Below are 15,470 nucleotides of genomic sequence, written 5' to 3' on the forward strand. Positions count from 1 at the left end.
CCCGCCAGGGTGATCCGTCCGATACGCTGCGGTCACCACACACCTGGATACGAAAGGGTGGGGCCGTGTCATCCGGTGACATCGACGCATTGCTACGGGTGACCTCGCCCGACTACATAGGGAAAACCCATCCCGACATCGCGTTCGGCACCCTGGACGGCCCGGTGGGGCGCCTCATCCTGGCGGTGACCAACCGGGGTGTGGTGGCTTGCAGTTACGAGGACGAGAACGTCGTCTTCGAGCGCGTCAGCAGGGAGATCGGCTCCTTCATCGGGCCGGACCCGCGGCGGCTCGACCCGGTACGCCGGGAGCTGGACGCCTACTTCTCCGGCCGGCTGCGCGCCTTCACCACCACGGCCGACCTGCGGCTGGCGACCTCGTTCGCCAGGACGGTGCTGCAGATGATGATGGCGGTGCCGTACGGAACGGCGACCACCTACCGGGAGATCGCCGAGCGGATCGGCAGACCGAGGGCCCTGCGCGCGGTCGGCAACGCGCTGGGAAGCAACCCGGTCTGCGTGATCGTGCCCTGCCATCGGGTGGTCGAGAGTGAGGCCGTCCTCGGCGGTTACGCAGGGGGCGCGATCGCCAAGGAGCGGCTGCTCCGTGTCGAGCAGGCCAACAGGAGCCACCCGACCACCGGCCCGTGAACCACGGCCGCAGGGCCCCTGCCCGCTTGGGGCGGCGGCCTGCGAGCGGCCGTGTTCACCGGTGACGTCTCCCGGCGGCTGTCTGCGGGTTACGGCTCACCGGCGCCGGCGGAGCGCGCCGAGGCCGAGGGTGAGCAGGCCGGCGACGAGGAACGCGCCGATGGCCGCGCTCATCCACGGCTGCCGGGTGAGGCCGATGGCCTGCCTGGCACCGTCCCAGATCTCCGCCCACCACGGCACCTCCGAGGGAGCGGCGAGCAGCCACCAGGTGACGAACCCGAGGACCCACGGGATCACCATGAGCCAGCGGGAGGGCGCGTTCTCGGAGGTGTCCCAGTCCCTGCCGTGACCGAGCAGGAAGTAGTCGACCGCCAGCACGCCGAGCATCGGCACGAACACCGCGCCGATGATGCCGAGGAACGCCCCGTAGGAGTTGACGTCGACGACGAGGGCGATGCCCGTGGTCAGCACGCCGATGGCCGCGGAGAAGATCCGGCGGTCCACCCGCGGCATGAGGTTCTGCAGCGACATCGCCGTGGAGTAGACGTTCGCGAACGACTGGTCGGTCTCGCGGAGCACGAGGATCCCGAAGAACAGCGCGCCGAGCGGCGCCGCCACGAACGGCGCGAACACGGCGGTCGGCTGGTCCAGCACCGCGCCGTGCCCGGCGAGCGCCACCGCGTAGACGCCGACGGCCAGGCACGCCACCTGGGCGACGGTGTAGCCGCCGACGACACCGGTGAAGGCCGCGCGGCTGGATCGCGAATGCCTGGCGTAGTCCGCCGCGACCGGCACCCACGAAACGGAGAGGGCGATCACGAAGTCCACGGCAGGGGCGAAGGCGTCCCAGGAACCGCCGGTCTGGGCGGGGGTCTCGCGGAGGAAGGTCACCGCGAACCAGACCATCGAGATGATCACGCCGGCCGTGACGAAACGCCGGATCAGCCGGATGGCGCCCAGCGGGTAGATCGTCAACGCCGTCGTCAGGGCACCGGCCGCGATCGCCCAGACCGCGTAGGGGACGGACGTCCCGAAGATGGCCTGCGCGCCCATGGCGACGACCCACAGCTCGAACGCGCCCCAGCCGATCATCTGGATGATGTTGAGCACGGTCGGGACGGAGGAGAGCCGCGCGCCGAACAGCCCGCGCAGCAGCACCATCGCGGGCTGGCCGGTCTGCGCCCCGGGCACCGCGGCGAGGCCGACCATCGCGGTGCCGATGAGGCTGCCGGCCAGGGAGGCGACCAGCGCCGCGGTGAAGGTGAGCGGGTTGTCGTCGAGCAGCGGGTTGATCAGGAAGAGCGCGAAGGAGAACCCGAGCAGGCTGACGCCCAGATTGGCCCAGAAGGCGCCCTGGTCGAGCGCACCGAGGATCTTCGGCGGAGCCTGGTCGAGAGTGAGGGGGGCCTCGGCATGCTTGGAAACAATGACGTCGGACGCCATGAAACGCTCCCTACGCCGGCATTACCCGGACAGGTTCATGCGGTCGGCGGCGCGTCGGAGGGGCCGTGTGCCCCTCTGCCTGGTTCCGCCCTCTCAGCCCGGTCCCGCCCGAGCTCCCGCGATAGACAATTCGCCCCGAATTATGTCATTCCACCCTTTCGGCGCAAGGCCAGACCCTTGTACGGCCGGAACCCCGTGAGAGCCGATCAGGCGACGAACGGGTCCTGCCCGCTCTCGCTGACCATGGGACGGCCCGCGGACTCCCAGGCCTGCATACCCCCGCCGACGTTGACCGCGTCCCAGCCGACGTGGCCGAGCCAGGCGGCGGCGTTCGCGGAACGGCCGCCGACCCGGCAGACCACGTAGACGGGCGCGTCCTTGGGCACCTCGTCGACCCGGGCCTGCAGCTCCCCGAGCGGAATGTGGACGGCCGTGGGCGCGTGACCGGCCCGCCACTCGTCGTTCTCTCTCACATCAAGCAGGAACGCGCCGTCCGGCACGTCCCGCACCTCGACCTCGGAAAAACTCATGGAACCCATTCTTTCAATTCCGTAACCGGATGGGCGCGAAGCGGCTCAACCGCCCGCGACCTCGTTAAACATATGCGCGTATATCAACACATCGGCACCGTGAGGCGCTCCCACACCGCCTCGTCTTCCCCGCCCGGTGGGGAACCCATGACGGACGGGACCGTGCGGGGCCGATCCCACCCGAGAGGCGGGGCCCGCACCCTTCAGGTTCCGGTCAGGGCACGTCCCAGAAGGCGAGCTCGTGGGCCATTCCCTCGGTGAACAGCGCCCTGGCCCTGTCCGGGTCGGGCGCGGCCTCGTCGATCATCACGGCGATGCGACCGGTCAGCTCGGCGAAACCGGGATGCGCGTAGGTGTCGATCCAGGCGCGGTAGCGCGGTTCGGCCGGAGGGTTCCCGGCGAGGACGCGGCCGAGGGTGGAGTAGCCCCACATGCACGGGTAGAGCGCGGCCAGGCCGCCGGCGTAGCTCGCCGCGGAGTCGAGCAGGAAGAGGTAGTCCTGCTCCAGCCATGATCGGAACACCGGCTCGGGGAGGTTCCCCTTGGCGATCCCCACCACCGTCGGGTGGGCGAGCTGCGCGTCGGCAAGCGGGCGGCCGATGGCGTGGAGCTCGGCAGAGATGCTCATAAACCGAGCATTGTCTCAGGCCGGAGCGGCGACCTCCAAAGAGCCGCCGAGCGCCCGCCTGCGCCCACGACGTAGGGTCGGGTGATGACGACCATCGCTGAGGAAGTCCTCCTGCTCGCCTACAGCGAGGATGAGGGCAGACAACTGACCGGCTCATCGGAGCTCGACGCCGCACTCGGCGGCGCCCTCCTGGCGGAGCTGGCCGTCAACGGCCGGATCGACCTGGCCGAAAAGGAGGTCACCGTCCTGGATCCCACGCCTCTCGGGGACGAGGAGCTGGACGCGACGCTGGCCCGGATCTCCGCGGAGTCCAAGGACCGCAAGCCCGACTGGTGGGTCTACAAGCTCCACTCGGCCAAGCTCCGCAAGCGCCTGCTCACCCGCCTGGCCGAGCAGGGCGTGCTGCGCGAGGAACAGCGGAAGATCCTGGGGATCTTCCCCAGCACCCGCTACCCGGAGAACGACCCCCGCGTGGAGCGGGACATCCGCGAACGCGTCCAGAACGTGCTGGCCGGCGCCGTCCCCGACGAGCGGGTGGCCGTTCTCGTCGCCATCCTGCACGCGGCCAAGATCGACCGTAAGGCGTTCCCCGGCGCGAGCAGGGAACGCATCAAGGAGATCACCGAAGGCGACTGGGCCGGCAAGGCGGTCGCCAAGACCATCTCCTCCATCAACGCCGCCGTCATGACCGCGGTGATCGCCGGCTCCGTCGCCGCGAGCAGCTCCGCCGCGAGCGGCTGAGCTCCACCGGCGGATCCGTCACCATCGGCGCCACCGGCCCGGGGCGCCACCGGCAGTCCCCCCGCCGGGCCTAGTTGCCCAGGGCGTCCTTGGGGACCGGCTTGTCCTGGGCCAGCGCCCTGAACATGCGCAGGGCCTTGGCACTGTCCCACTTGACGACGTCCTGGCCGTTGATCTTCGGCAGGGAGCCGACCGGGACGACCGTGGTAACCGGGTTGTCGCCCATGGCCAGGCCGAGGGAGAGCAGGTTGAAGGCCCCGGTCTCCTGACCGACCGCGACGGAGTCGGCGGCGCTCAGGGCGAGCGGGACGGACCGGAAGGGGTTGATCAGGACCCCGGGGCTGGCCGCCTTGTTCACCACCGCGGAGAAGAACTGGCGCTGGCGCTGGGTCCGGTCGAAGTCGGGGATGGCGCCGGTGGCGCGGGTGCGGACGTAGCCGAGGGCCGTGCCGCCGTCCATCGTCTGCAGGCCCTTCTTCAGGTCGATGCCCGCCTTGGGGTCCTTGATGGCCTGCTTGACGTTGATCTCGACCCCGCCGATGGAGTCCACGATGCCGACGAAACCGCCGAAACCGATCTCCATGTAGTGGTCGATCCGGAGGCCGGTCACCTGTTCGACGGTCTTGGCCAGGAGCTTGGGGCCACCGTTGGCGTAGGCGTAGGCGGCATTGAGCTTGTCACTGCCGTGGCCGTCGATCGGCACGTAGGAGTCACGGGGGAGGCTGACCAGGGTCGGACGGTCACCGCTGTCGGGGACGTGCAGCAGCATCATCGTGTCGGTCCGGCGGCCGACCGCGCGGCCGGTGGCGAGCTTCTTACGCTGGGCCTTGGTGAGACCGGCCCGGCTGTCGGAGCCGACCAGCAGCCAGTTCGTTCCCGGGGTGTCGGCGGGACGGCCGTCGTAGTCGGTGAGCGCGTCGATCCTGGTGAGCCGCGAATTGATCACGAAGTATCCGCCGACGGCGAGCACCAGAAGCACGACGAGCAGGCCGATGAGGATCCGCACGATCAGCTTGCCCGGCCGTTTCGGGCGCCAGGTCATGCTGGGCATCCGCATGCCTCCCTTCCCTCCGGAGGAACCACCGGAGGATCCGTCCGGAGATCCGGCGTCAGGACCGTCATGCCCCGGAAGAGGCCTGACCGGGCCGGAGCCGGCCCTGGCCTTGCCGTAGACCCGTGAGGTCGACCGGGGCCGCGTGTCGTCCGGCCGCGGCTCCCCCACGGGCTCCGCGGGCGGCTCCCCCATAGGCTGTGCGGGAGGACGGCGCTGCCCCTGCACCGGGTAGGCGGGCTGCCCTGCCGCTCGCGGCGGCGCGGGCTGGGGCGACCGCAGCGCGCGTGTGCGATCGTCGTCTTCCGGCCTGTCACCCACGTCGTATCCCCGCCATTTCTTGAACTCACGATGAGAACGTCATTATCGACGCTACGTCGCGCCCCCCGCCGCGCGTTGGTACCCGCCAATGTTTCCCCACGTAAAAGTACGCGGCAGGGCAATGAGGTACCAACCATGCAATCGTCCGCCGATCTGGAAACATCGATCACCCCATGGATCGTTACGGTAGAGGACGACTTCTGCTCGAAAGGATGATCGTGTCCACTCCGGACTCGTGGAGTACCAGCCCGTGCGGATGCACGGGGACAGCTGACCAGACCGGGAGAGCCACCCGGTGAACACGGCTCTCGGCCTGCTGGCCGTACTTCTTCTCACTCTCGCCACCGGCTATTTCGTTGCCCAGGAGTTCGCCTTCGTCGCCGCCGACCGCGGTGTGCTGCGCGAACAGGCCGACGCCGGCGACGCGGCGGCCAAGCGCGCGCTGGAGGTGACGGGGCGTCTGTCGTTCATGTTGTCGGGCGCGCAGCTCGGCATCACCGTCACCGCCCTGCTGGTCGGCTTCATCTCCGAACCCGCCATCGCCACCGTGATCCGCCCCTGGCTGGAGTCCGCCGGTGTGCCCCGGGCGGCGGTGGGGGGCCTCGCGGTGGCGCTGGCCGTCGCGGTCGCCACCGTCGTCCAGATGGTCCTCGGCGAGCTCGCCCCCAAGAACCTGGGCATCGCCCGTCCCGAGCCGGTGGCCAAGTTCCTCGCCGGCTCGACCATCGTCTACCTCCGGATCGCCGGGCCCGTGATCCGGCTGTTCGACTCCGCCGCCACCGGCCTGCTGCGCCGGGTGGGCGTGGAGCCCGTGGAGGAGGTGGAGCACGGCGCCAGCCCCGAGGAGCTGTCCCGGATCATCTCCGAGTCGGCCACGGCCGGTGACCTTCCCCCGCGGCTGTCGGAGCTGCTGGAGCGGGCGCTGGAGTTCGGCGACCGCACCGCCGAGGACGTCATGGTTCCGCGCCCCCGCGTGGTGCTGCTCCGGGCCGAGCGCCCGATATCCGACCTGCTCGACGTCGTCCGCGAGCATGGTCACTCCCGTTATCCGGTGCTCAGCAAGGAGAACGGCGAGGACGTGGTCGGCGTCACCGGCGTGCGGGAGTTCCTCACGTCCGGCCTGACCGACGGCCAGCTGGAGTCGATCACCCGCCCGGCGCTGCTGGTCCCGGACTCGCTGCCGCTGCCGGTCGTGCTGGAACGCATGCGGGCCGCACACGACGACATGGCCTGCGTCATCGACGAGTACGGCGGGCTCGCCGGTGTGGTCACCATCGAGGATCTCGCCGAAGAACTCGTCGGCGAGCTGATCGACGAGAACGACCCCGAGCCCGCGGGTGTCGTCGCGGGCGACGACGGCACCTGGGACCTGCCCGGCACGCTCCGGCTCGACGAGGTCGAGCGGGCGACCAGGCTGACGCTCCCCGAGAGCGACGACTACGACACCATCGCCGGCCTGGTGCTCGCCGTCCTCGGCCGGATGGCCGAGCCCGGTGACCGGGTCACCGTCACGCTGACCAAGGAGACCGACCTCTTCGATGACGACAGCGCGGACGAGCCGGAGGCGGAGCTCACCGTGCTGTCGGTGCACCGCAGGGTCCCCGAGTGGGTACGGCTGGCGCCCGCGCCGGCGGAGAGCCCCGAGGACGACGAGCCCACGGCCGAGCGCCGGGGCGACACACCCAGGATCGAGCGGAGCGCGGTGAACGGACGATGAGCACCACCGGAGCCCTGCTACTCGGCGTGGTCCTGCTGATCGGCAACGCCTTCTTCGTCGCCGCCGAGTTCGCGGTCATCTCGGCCCGCAGACACCGCCTGGAGGAGCTCGCGGGCAAGGGGGGGCGACTGACCCGGTTCGCCGCCCGCGCCGCCGTACGCGGCGGCAGGGAGCTCTCCCTGATGCTGGCCGGAGCCCAGCTCGGCATCACGCTGTGCTCGCTCGGCCTGGGCATGGTGACCGAGCCCGCCATCGAGCACCTGCTGGAGCCGGCCTTCGCGGCGATCGGCGCGCCCGAGGCGCTCCGGGTCCCCGTCTCGCTGGTGATCGCGCTGGCACTGATCACCTTCCTGCACATGGTGGTCGGGGAGATGGCCCCCAAGTCGTGGGCGCTGACCCACCCGGAGATCGCGGCGATGGGCCTGGCCCTGCCGTTCCGCGGCTTCACCTGGGTGGTCCGGCCGATGCTCGCCTCGCTCAACGGGCTGACCAACGCGATCCTCCGGCTGGTCGGCGTGCACGCCAGGGACGAACTGGCCACCACCAGGACCCCGGTCCAGCTCGCCATGCTGGTCGGCGAGTCAGGCCGGATGGGACTGCTCGACCGGGACGAGCACGACCTGCTCACGCGTGCCCTGCGGGTCCACCAGCAGCCGGTCGAGCGCCTGATGCTGCCCATCGCGGAGGCCACCTGCGTGACCGGGGACGCCACGGACGCCCAGGTGCGCCGGACGGCCGCCGAGAGCGGGCATCTACGCCTCCTGGTCAACTCGGGCAGGCCGGGGGACGTTCTGGGCGTGCTGCACGTCAGGGACGTCCTGGTCCGGCCCGGGGTGAGTCCCGCGGAGCTCGCCCGCCCGGTGCCGCGCCTGGAGCGGAGCACGACGATCCCCGAGGCGGTCTCCGTCCTGCAGGACGCCCACGCCCATGTGGGCCTCGTCACGGACGACGGGGAGGTGGCCGGCATGGTGAGCCTCACCGACCTGCTCGGCGAACTACTGGACGTCCGGGTCCTCGCCCCGCGATAGCGCGAGAGCGCGGACGGGCCGGGGAAGGGATCTTCCCCGGCCCGATTCCTCTGTCAGCGTAATCACATCCTCGACCGCCGACCTCCGTGCAAGTAACTCGAAAGTGATCGGCAAGTGCGGCCGGTTAGAACAGACGGCATGCCGTATCGGCCCAAAACCCCGAAGAACCCTAGAGAACGGCTGGGTCTTCTCTGTAGCGGGGCGAACGGCTACTTTGATCGATGATCGCCCCGACCGGCACGAGATTCCACGGACGGCCCCGATGAACACGCGTATCCACCGGAAAACAAGAATGCCCCGGTGCGCTGATTGCGCTTCCGAGGCTCTGTGTGAGTGGGCGAGGAGGGATTTGAACCCTCACGTCCTTTCGGACACACGGACCTGAACCGTGCGCGTCTGCCGTTCCGCCACCCGCCCTTTTGGGTGCGGTGGAAACATTAGCACGGATCAGCCGGTACCCACGAACCCGGATACGATCCTCCTAGACACGGAGCGGAACAGCTGGGTGCGAGAGAGCGAGGAACAAGCCCCCAAGCGGCCGTGACCTAGCTAGACGGAGGAAGGGAGGTACCCGGTGGGAGTCCTTCAGCGCTTCGAGCGGAGGCTCGAAGGTTTGGTTGAGGGAGCCTTTGCGCGGGCGTTCAAATCTGACCTTCAGCCGGTCGAGGTTGCCAGCGCGGTTCAGCGTGAGATGGACGAGCGTGCGGCGATAGTCGCGCAAGGACGCACGCTCGTGCCCAACGACTTCGTGGTCGAGCTGTCCACGACGGACAGCGAACGACTGGAGGTCTATGCGGACAGCATCAGCCATGAACTGGCCAACCTCGCCCGGGAGTACGCCAAGGAACAGGGCTACTCCTTCGTGGGGCCCGTCCGAGTGCGTTTCGAGACGGCCGACGATCTGGCGGTCGGCCTGTTCCGGATCCGTTCCGGAGTGATCCGCGGGGCGACGGTCGAGCAGGACGAGATCCGCCATTCGGTGAGCGACGTGCCGGCGGCCAAGCCGCGTGCCTTCGGCGGCCGTCCCCGCCTGCTCGTCTCGACCCAGGACGACCCGCAGGGACAGCGCTCCTATGACCTGACCACCCCGGTGACCCTGCTCGGCAGGGGCACCGACTGTGATCTCCGGCTGGTCGATCCGGGTGTGTCCCGGCACCACGCCGAGCTGCGCGTGGAGGGTCCCCAGGTCGCGCTCGTCGACCTCGGCTCCACGAACGGCACCTTCGTCAACGGCCAGCCGGTCCGCCGGGTCGAGCTCCAGAACGGCACTCGTGTGACGCTGGGGCGGACGACTCTGGTCTTCCGGCGCGATTAAAGGTAAACAGACGGTCCATGTCCGAGCTCACGCTGCTGCTGATCCGGCTCGCGTTCCTCGCGGTGCTGTGGTTCTTCGTGATTGCCGCGGTCGGTGTGATCCGGACAGACTTGTTCGGATCCCGCACGACCACCGCCGCCCCCGCGCGCAAGGCTGCAAAGCCGATCAAGCCCGCGGCCAAACCCAAGAAGGGGGAGCCGCGGCAGATGGTCGTCATCGGTGGTCCCCTGCAAGGCACCACCATTACCCTCTCGGAGACGCCAATCACCATCGGCCGGGCGAATGACGCCACGCTCGTAGTCAGCGACGACTACGCTTCCAGCCGGCATGCCCGGCTCTTCCCCCAGGACGGTCAGTGGATCGTGGAAGATCTCGGTTCGACCAACGGCACATACCTCGACCGCTCCAAAGTCACCCGTCCGACTCCGATACCGCTCGGTGTTCCGATCCGCATCGGTAAGACCGTCATCGAATTGCGCAAATGACCATCGCACTCCGTTACGCCGCCCGCTCTGACGTCGGCCTCCTCCGCGAAGGTAACGAGGACTCCGCGTACGCCAGCGCTCGCCTGCTCGCCGTCGCGGACGGTATGGGCGGCCACGCACACGGTGAGGTGGCCAGCTCGGTCGCCATCGCCGCGATGTCCTCCCTCGACGAGGACCCGCAGGGGGGTGACCTGCTCAGCGCCATCGAGGCGGCGGTCCGAGACGCCAACCGCAGGCTGCACGAGATGGTGGGGCGAGACTCGAGCCTCAAGGGCATGGGCACCACCCTCACCGCCATGCTCTGGTCCGGCACGAGGGTCGCCCTGGCCCACGTCGGCGACTCCCGCGCCTACCTGCTACGTGCCGGGGAGCTCTACCAGATCACGCACGACCACACCCTGGTGCAGTCCCTCGTGGACGACGGCCGGATCACCCTGGAGGAGGCCGCAACCCACCCCCAGCGGTCGATACTGCTGCGCGCACTCGACGGCAGCGGCGAGGTCGACCCCGACCTGTCGCTGCGCGAGGCCCAGGTCGGCGACCGTTACCTCCTCTGCTCCGACGGGCTGTCCGGGGTGGTGACCGCGGAGACGATGCACCACACGCTCTCCACGATCGAGGACCCCGAGACGGTGATCCGCACGCTCATCGACCTGGCCAACCGGGGCGGCGGTCCCGACAACATCACCTGCGTGCTCGCCGACGTCCTGGAGGTGGACGAGGGGGTCTCCCTCCCCGCCGAGGCCGCCGTGGTGGGTGCCGCCGGGTCCCTCCGGCCCCGGGCGGAGCGGCCGGACACCCCGGCCGGCCGGGCCGCCATGACCATGCCCCAGCCCGCCATCACCGACGACGAGCACGACGAGCCGATCATCAGGGCCGCGCGACGGCCGGCCCGACGCCGCCGGCTGTGGCCGCTGCTGGCCTCGGTGGGCGGCGTCGTTCTCGTCGGCGGCGGCCTAGGGTGGTATTTCGGGAGCCAATGGCTCGATGACCAATACTTCGTAGGGGCGAAAGGGGATGAGATAGTGGTCTTCCAAGGCGTGAAGACCAATCTCGGCCCCATCGAGCTCTTCAACGTCGCCCGGAGGACGACCGAGCCGATCACGGCTCTCGGTGCGTTCCAGCAGGGCCAGGTCCGTGACGGGATCCCCGTCCCCAGCATCGACGCGGGCCTGAAGAAGATCGCCGAGCTCAAGTCGACCGGGGCGAAGCCCCAGACGGAGACCAAGCCGGACGGGAAGGGAAAGCAGACCTCCCAGCCGAGCGGCACCGCAACCCCGGAACCCACAAGGTCACAGTAGACACATGAGCACCCCAAGCGTCGAGCCCGTCCTCCTGCCCGCCAAGCGGCGGCTGGCCCAGTTGGCGATGCTCGCCTTCGCGGTCGCGATCGTGATGTTCGCGTACGCCAACGTGGGGCTGGCGATCGACAAGCAGATCCCCGCCGGCATGCTCACCTACGGACTCGGGCTGGGCGGCCTCATGCTGGCCGCCTATCTGGTGCTGGCCAAGTTCGCCCCCTGGGCCGATCCGCTGATCCTTCCCCTGGTGACGCTGATCAACGGCCTCGGCCTGGTGATGATCTACCGCCTCGAGCAGGCCAAGGCGTACGGCGCGTCGGCCAGCACCCAGCTGCTGTGGACGGCCGTCGGGGTCGTCATGTTCAGTGTGACCCTGATCGTGCTGCGCGACCACCGTGCGCTGCAGCGGCTCACCTACACCGCGGGAGCCGCCGGTCTCTTCCTGCTGATCTCGCCGCTGCTGCCGTTCCTCGGCAAGGAGGAGAACGGCGCGCGCATCTGGATCAAAATCCCCGGCCTCGGACAGCTCCAGCCCGCCGAGTTCGCCAAGCTCGCCCTGATCGTCTTCTTCGCCGGCTACCTGGTCGCCAAACGCGACGTGCTGGCGCTGGCCGGGCGGCGGCTGCTCTTCATCGACCTGCCCCGGGCCCGCGACCTCGGCCCGATCCTCATCGTCTGGGGTCTCAGCCTCAGCGTGCTGGTCATGCAGAAGGACCTCGGCTCGTCGCTGCTGATCTTCGGCACCTTCATCGCGATGCTCTACATCGCCACCCAGCGCACCTCCTGGGTGCTCATCGGCATCCTGCTCTTCATCGGCGGCGCCGTCCTGGCGGGGCTGCTCTTCGACCACGTCGCGGCCCGGTTCGAGGTCTTCCTCAACCCGGAGAGCCAGGAGCTCTTCGAGCGCACGCTTGGCGGCAGCGCCCAGCTCATGGAGGGCCTGTTCGCCATGGCCAACGGCGGGATCCTCGGCACCGGGCTCGGCCAGGGTTACCCCGATAAGATCCCGCTGGCCATCTCCGACTTCATCTTCCCCGCCACCGGCGAGGAACTGGGCCTGACCGGGCTGATGGCCCTGCTGATGGTCTACGCCCTGCTGGTGGAGCGCGGCCTGCGCACCTCCATCGCGGCCCGCGACCCGTTCTCCAAGCTGCTGGCGGGCGGCCTGTCGTTCATCCTGGCCTGGCAGGTCTTCATCATCGTCGGCGGCGTCACCAACCTGATCCCGTTGACCGGCCTGGTCACCCCGTTCATGTCCCAGGGCGGCTCGGCGCTGCTGGCTAACTGGATTCTTATCGCGCTGCTGGTACGCATGTCGGATGCGGCCAGGAAGCCGCCGCCCCAAGCCATCCAGGACGAAGGAATGACGCAGGTGTTCCAGCGATGAACGGCCCCCTCAAGCGCGCCGCCCTGGCCTGTCTGCTCATGTTCGGCCTGCTCATGCTCAACGTGAACTACCTGCAGGCCGTACGGGCGGAGGACCTGAGCGCGGACCCGCGCAACACCCGCAACTTCTACGCCCGTTATGAGGTCGAGCGAGGCCGGATCACCGCGGGGAACAAGGTGCTCGCCGAGTCGGTCGACACCGGCAGCAACAAATTCCGGTTCGAGCGGCGCTATCCCGAAGGCAAGGTCTACGCCCCCATCACCGGCTTCTTCGCGCCGGAGAGCGAGCGCGACATGGAGCGGGCCGAGAACAGCCTGCTCAACGGCACCAGCGCCGACCTGCTGATCCGGCGCAGCATCGACCTGTTCACCGCCAAGAGGACCAAGGGCGCCAACGTCGACCTGACGATCGACCCCAGGGCGCAGGAGGCTGCCTACAAGATGCTGGGCGCCAGCGGCAAGAAGGGCGCGCTGGTCGCGATCGAGCCGAAGACCGGGGCGATCCTCGCCATGGTCTCGATCCCCACCTACGACCCCAACCTGCTGTCCAAGGCCAACAAGTTGGAGGTCAACAAGGCCTCCAAGAAGCTGGAGACCGACAAGGACCAGCCGATGCTGAACCGGGCGATCGAGCAGACCTACGCGCCGGGCTCGACCTTCAAGGTGGTGACCCTGTCGGCCTACCTGGAGAGCGACGACACCCTCGGCCCGCAGAGCCAGGTGGACGCCCCGCAGGTGCTCGACCTGCCCAACACCACGGTCGGCCTGCCCAACCACGGCGGCTCGGCGTGCGGCTCCGGCCGTGTGACGCTGTCGTTCGCGCTGGAGCAGTCCTGCAACACGCCGTTCGGCAAGATCGGCATGGAGCTGGGCTACGACGCCCTCAAGGACCAGGCCGCGAAGTTCGGCATCGGCGGTGACCCGCTGGCGATCCCCATGTCCGTCGCGGCCAGCGGGATCGGCCGCGAGGAGGACAAGGCCGCGCTCGCCCAGGCCTCGATCGGCCAGCGCAGCAACCAGATGACCCCGCTGCAGATGGCCATGGTCGCCGCGGGCGTCGCCAACAACGGCGTGGTCATGAAGCCCTACCTGGTGAACAAGATCGCGGACGCTGAGGGCGGCGAGGTCCAGAGCGCCAGCCCCGAGAAGCTCTCCACCGCGATGAGCGAGGACAGCGCGCGCAAGCTGCAGGAGATGATGGTCAACGTCGTCAAGCAGGGCACCGCCAGGGCCGCGCAGATCCCCGGGGTGACCGTGGGCGGCAAGACCGGCACCGCCGAGACCGCTCCGGGCAAGGCCCCCCACGCGTGGTTCATCTCGTTCGCCCCCGTCGAGGACCCCAAGGTCGCCGTCGCCCTCATCGTCGAGTCCGGCAGCGCCGGTGGCGAGGCCTCGGGCGGTCTCACCGCAGCGCCCATCGCCAAGAGCGTGATGGAAGCGGTGCTGGGCAGATGACCGCGTTGCTCGGGGGCCGGTACCGCCCGTTGGGGCGGATCGCGACGGGCGGCATGGGCGAGGTCTGGCGGGCCAGGGACGAGCTGCTCGGCCGCGAGGTGGCGGTGAAGCTGCTCCGCCGGCACACGGCCGCCGATCCGGCCTTCCGCGAGCGGTTCCGCCGGGAGGCGAGGATCGCGGCGGGCCTGGCCGACCCCGGGATCGCCCAGGTCTTCGACTACGGCGAGGCCGACGACGTCGCCTACCTGGTGATGGAGCTGGTCCCCGGCGAGTCTCTGGCGAGCATCCTGGCGCGTGACGGCAGGCTGAGTGTCGAGATCACCCTGGACGTGATCTACCAGACCGCCAAGGCTCTGCAGGCCGCCCACGGCGCGGGGATCATCCACCGGGATATCAAACCGGGCAATCTCCTGGTAACGGGGGACGGTGTGGTGAAGGTCACAGATTTCGGCATCGCCAGGGCGCTGGAGGCCTCGTCGATGACCCAGACCGGCACCGTGCTCGGCACCGCGCAGTACGTCAGCCCCGAGCAGGCGTCGGGCGAGCCGCTGACCTTGGCGACCGACGTCTACTCGCTCGGCGTGGTCGCCTACGAGTGCCTGGCGGGCCGTCCGCCGTTCGTCGCCAGCACCCAGGTGGCGATCGCGCTCATGCACCTGAACGAGACGCCTCCGCCGCTGCCCGGAAGCGTGCCCGAGGCGGTGCGCGACCTGGTCACGGCCTGCCTGTCGAAGTCCCCCGCCCTGCGCCCGGCCGGCGTCGGGGAACTGGCCGGACGGGCATATGCGCTGCGCGAGTCGCTCACCACCCCGGGCGCCGCCGGCCTCGCCATGCTCACGGATCCGGCGGGATGGCGGATGGAACCCGCGGGCGAGTGGCCCCAGGAGATCGCCCCCGCCCTGGCCACCGGCACGGGACCGGCCCCGGTGGCGGGACCGGACAGGGGTACGGCCCCGCAGCCGACTCCGGCGGGCACCGCGCCGACCGCCCCGGGCCGTCGTGGCCTGCGCCGGAGGACGGTGATCGTCGCGGCGGCGGGGTGCGCCGCCGCCGTCGGGCTGGGCACGCTGGTGGCCTACGAACTGGCGGATCGCGGCGGCGACAGCCGGCCGGCGGAGCCGTTCACCTCGCCGAGTCCGGTCGTCACTCCGTCCAAGGTACGGCCCAGCAGAACGAAGCCGGCGATGAGCAGAGCGCCGGTCTCACCGAGCAAGCCGCTCCGCCCTTCACCCACGCCTTCGGCTACGGTAAGCACATCGGTCACACCCAGCCCCCGGCCGACCACGTCGCCACCGCCCAGCCCCAGCCCGACTACTTCGACTCCGACGCCCACCACCCCGACGGCGACACCGAGCCTTACACCGACGAACACCATTCCCGGAAACGGCGACACAGAGCCGCCGAATGGGGAGACGTGAT

At 69.6% G+C, this 15,470-nt stretch carries 14 protein-coding genes and 1 tRNA gene; 10 read left to right on the plus strand and 5 right to left on the minus strand.

From position 1 onward, the window contains the following. Positions 1 to 65 precede the first annotated feature (65 nt). Complete coding sequence (locus FHR32_RS13180; protein ID WP_184754560.1) at positions 66 to 650, plus strand: methylated-DNA--[protein]-cysteine S-methyltransferase; 585 nt, start codon at positions 66 to 68, stop codon at positions 648 to 650. Between the two features lie 96 nt (positions 651 to 746). On the opposite strand, the gene FHR32_RS13185 is transcribed toward FHR32_RS13180, so the two are convergent. The 3 genes from FHR32_RS13185 to FHR32_RS13195 all read right to left on the minus strand — a co-directional run bounded on the left by FHR32_RS13185 (position 747) and on the right by FHR32_RS13195 (position 3,251). Continuing rightward, the gene (locus FHR32_RS13185) at positions 747 to 2,093 is read right to left on the minus strand and encodes a purine-cytosine permease family protein (protein WP_184754561.1); all 1,347 of its coding nucleotides are present in this window, start codon (positions 2,091 to 2,093) and stop codon (positions 747 to 749) included. 206 nt (positions 2,094 to 2,299) lie between these two features. Next, positions 2,300 to 2,632, minus strand: a complete 333-nt coding sequence (locus tag FHR32_RS13190) for a rhodanese-like domain-containing protein (RefSeq protein ID WP_184754562.1) — start codon at positions 2,630 to 2,632, stop codon at positions 2,300 to 2,302. Positions 2,633 to 2,837: 205 nt separating this feature from the next. Next, positions 2,838 to 3,251 carry a TenA family protein gene (locus FHR32_RS13195; protein WP_184754563.1) on the minus strand — a complete coding sequence of 138 codons (414 nt, stop codon included), beginning with the start codon at positions 3,249 to 3,251 and terminating at the stop codon, positions 2,838 to 2,840. A gap of 84 nt (positions 3,252 to 3,335) precedes the next feature. On the opposite strand from FHR32_RS13195, the gene FHR32_RS13200 reads away from it, so the two are divergent. After that, positions 3,336 to 3,992, plus strand: coding sequence for a GOLPH3/VPS74 family protein (locus FHR32_RS13200; RefSeq protein ID WP_221465385.1), 657 nt, complete (start codon positions 3,336 to 3,338; stop codon positions 3,990 to 3,992). A 70-nt stretch (positions 3,993 to 4,062) separates the two neighbouring features. Here FHR32_RS13200 and FHR32_RS13205 read toward each other — a convergent pair whose 3' ends face one another. Further along, the gene (locus FHR32_RS13205) at positions 4,063 to 5,043 is read right to left on the minus strand and encodes an LCP family protein (protein WP_184754565.1); all 981 of its coding nucleotides are present in this window, start codon (positions 5,041 to 5,043) and stop codon (positions 4,063 to 4,065) included. A gap of 616 nt (positions 5,044 to 5,659) precedes the next feature. Between FHR32_RS13205 and FHR32_RS13210 the strand changes: the two genes are divergently transcribed. Together FHR32_RS13210 and FHR32_RS13215 are read left to right on the plus strand one after the other, a co-directional pair. Then, positions 5,660 to 7,081 (plus strand): hemolysin family protein, encoded by a 1,422-nt coding sequence (locus FHR32_RS13210; protein ID WP_184754566.1) that lies wholly within the window; start codon positions 5,660 to 5,662, stop codon positions 7,079 to 7,081. Next, the gene (locus FHR32_RS13215; RefSeq protein ID WP_184754567.1) at positions 7,078 to 8,109 is read left to right on the plus strand and encodes a hemolysin family protein; all 1,032 of its coding nucleotides are present in this window, start codon (positions 7,078 to 7,080) and stop codon (positions 8,107 to 8,109) included. The genes FHR32_RS13210 and FHR32_RS13215 overlap by 4 nt, the downstream gene beginning before the upstream one ends. Before the next feature lie 334 nt (positions 8,110 to 8,443). Here the strand turns inward: FHR32_RS13215 and FHR32_RS13220 are convergent. Continuing rightward, positions 8,444 to 8,526, minus strand: a tRNA-Leu gene (locus FHR32_RS13220). A gap of 157 nt (positions 8,527 to 8,683) precedes the next feature. On the opposite strand from FHR32_RS13220, the gene FHR32_RS13225 reads away from it, so the two are divergent. Genes FHR32_RS13225 through FHR32_RS13250 form a run of 6 tightly spaced genes read left to right on the plus strand, consistent with a single transcriptional unit; the run spans position 8,684 to position 15,469 of the window. Then, complete coding sequence (locus FHR32_RS13225) at positions 8,684 to 9,424, plus strand: FHA domain-containing protein (protein ID WP_184754568.1); 741 nt, start codon at positions 8,684 to 8,686, stop codon at positions 9,422 to 9,424. Positions 9,425 to 9,441: 17 nt separating this feature from the next. After that, positions 9,442 to 9,909, plus strand: a complete 468-nt coding sequence (locus tag FHR32_RS13230; RefSeq protein ID WP_184754569.1) for an FHA domain-containing protein FhaB/FipA — start codon at positions 9,442 to 9,444, stop codon at positions 9,907 to 9,909. Next, the gene (locus tag FHR32_RS13235) at positions 9,906 to 11,210 is read left to right on the plus strand and encodes a Stp1/IreP family PP2C-type Ser/Thr phosphatase (protein WP_184754570.1); all 1,305 of its coding nucleotides are present in this window, start codon (positions 9,906 to 9,908) and stop codon (positions 11,208 to 11,210) included. Before FHR32_RS13230 ends, FHR32_RS13235 begins: the two co-directional genes overlap by 4 nt. 4 nt (positions 11,211 to 11,214) lie before the next feature. Further along, complete coding sequence (locus FHR32_RS13240; protein ID WP_184754571.1) at positions 11,215 to 12,597, plus strand: FtsW/RodA/SpoVE family cell cycle protein; 1,383 nt, start codon at positions 11,215 to 11,217, stop codon at positions 12,595 to 12,597. Continuing rightward, positions 12,594 to 14,051: a peptidoglycan D,D-transpeptidase FtsI family protein gene (locus tag FHR32_RS13245; RefSeq protein WP_184754572.1), complete on the plus strand. Its 1,458-nt coding sequence runs from the start codon at positions 12,594 to 12,596 to the stop codon at positions 14,049 to 14,051. The genes FHR32_RS13240 and FHR32_RS13245 overlap by 4 nt, the downstream gene beginning before the upstream one ends. Next, complete coding sequence (locus FHR32_RS13250; RefSeq protein ID WP_184754573.1) at positions 14,048 to 15,469, plus strand: serine/threonine-protein kinase; 1,422 nt, start codon at positions 14,048 to 14,050, stop codon at positions 15,467 to 15,469. The genes FHR32_RS13245 and FHR32_RS13250 overlap by 4 nt, the downstream gene beginning before the upstream one ends. Position 15,470 lies beyond the last annotated feature (1 nt).

Source organism: Streptosporangium album, from assembly GCF_014203795.1.
In the GTDB taxonomy this organism is placed as follows: domain Bacteria; phylum Actinomycetota; class Actinomycetes; order Streptosporangiales; family Streptosporangiaceae; genus Streptosporangium; species Streptosporangium album.